This window comes from Aeromonas rivipollensis (assembly GCF_010974825.1).
Lineage (GTDB): Bacteria > Pseudomonadota > Gammaproteobacteria > Enterobacterales > Aeromonadaceae > Aeromonas > Aeromonas rivipollensis.
Window position 1 is genome coordinate 1 of record NZ_JAAILA010000052.1, and the last position, 1,062, is coordinate 1,062.

At 53.6% G+C, this 1,062-nt stretch carries 2 protein-coding genes; both read left to right on the forward strand.

Annotated features, from left to right (window positions below):
• Nucleotides 1–243 (forward strand): EF-Tu C-terminal domain-related protein (locus G4923_RS21085; RefSeq protein ID WP_445423564.1); only part of this gene is annotated, 243 nt, incomplete at its 5' end.
• A gap of 114 nt (nucleotides 244–357) precedes the next feature.
• Nucleotides 358–900: a D-glycero-beta-D-manno-heptose 1,7-bisphosphate 7-phosphatase gene (gene gmhB, locus G4923_RS21090; protein ID WP_163138199.1), complete on the forward strand. Its 543-nt coding sequence runs from the start codon at nucleotides 358–360 to the stop codon at nucleotides 898–900.
• The last annotated feature ends 162 nt before the right edge of the window (nucleotides 901–1,062 follow it).

Here is a 1,062-nt window from a genome sequence, read left to right on the forward strand (position 1 = left end):
GAAGAAGGTGGTCGTCATACTCCGTTCTTCAAGGGCTACCGTCCGCAGTTCTACTTCCGTACTACCGACGTGACCGGTACCATCGAACTGCCGGAAGGCGTAGAGATGGTAATGCCAGGCGACAACATCAAAATGGTTGTTACCCTGATCGCCCCGATCGCGATGGACGACGGCCTGCGTTTCGCTATCCGTGAAGGTGGCCGTACCGTAGGTGCTGGTGTTGTAGCTAAAGTTATCGCTTAATCGATACTTTAAATGCACACATGAAAGGGGTGGCTTCGGCTGCCCCTTTTATTTTTTGGGGCGTTATTCCCCCAGTGAGACACTTTTCAAACATCTATTACCGAGGTAGTGCCCGTGAGTAAACCCGCCATTTTTCTGGATCGTGACGGAGTCATCAACGAAGACACCGGTTATGTCAGCCAGGTCGATGACTTCCATTTCCTGCCCGGGGTGATCGAAGCCCTGCAGCTGCTGAAGAAGAAGGGCTATCAGCTGATCGTCGTCACCAACCAGTCCGGCATCGCCCGCGGCTACTTTAGTGAAGACGACTTCATGAACCTGACCGAGTGGATGGACTGGTCACTGGCTGACCGGGACGTTGACCTCGATGGCATCTATTTCTGCCCCCATCATCCGGATCACGGCGCTCCCTGTGATTGCCGCAAACCTGCACCCGGCATGCTGCTGTTGGCGCAACAGGAGCTGGGCATCGACATGGCGCGTTCTTATATGGTGGGTGACAAGCCTTCCGACCTGAAAGCGGCCATCAATGCCGGGGTCGGACACAAGGTGATGGTACGCACCGGCAAGGCAGTGACTGATGAGGGCATTGCACTGGCTGATACCATCTATGACAATCTGCACGATTTTGCCGTTTCAGTACCTGTCGCGGGCTGATTTCGTTCGCTTAATATGCGTATTGGTGGCTTTGTGAGCGAACGGTTGATGAAAGCCATCTTTTTGCAATTATCTGCTTGCCAGAAAGTTTCAGCTCCCTATAATGCGCCTCCATCGACAGGGCAAGCGGCAACGCAAACAACCTCGTCGATAACCTCGAAA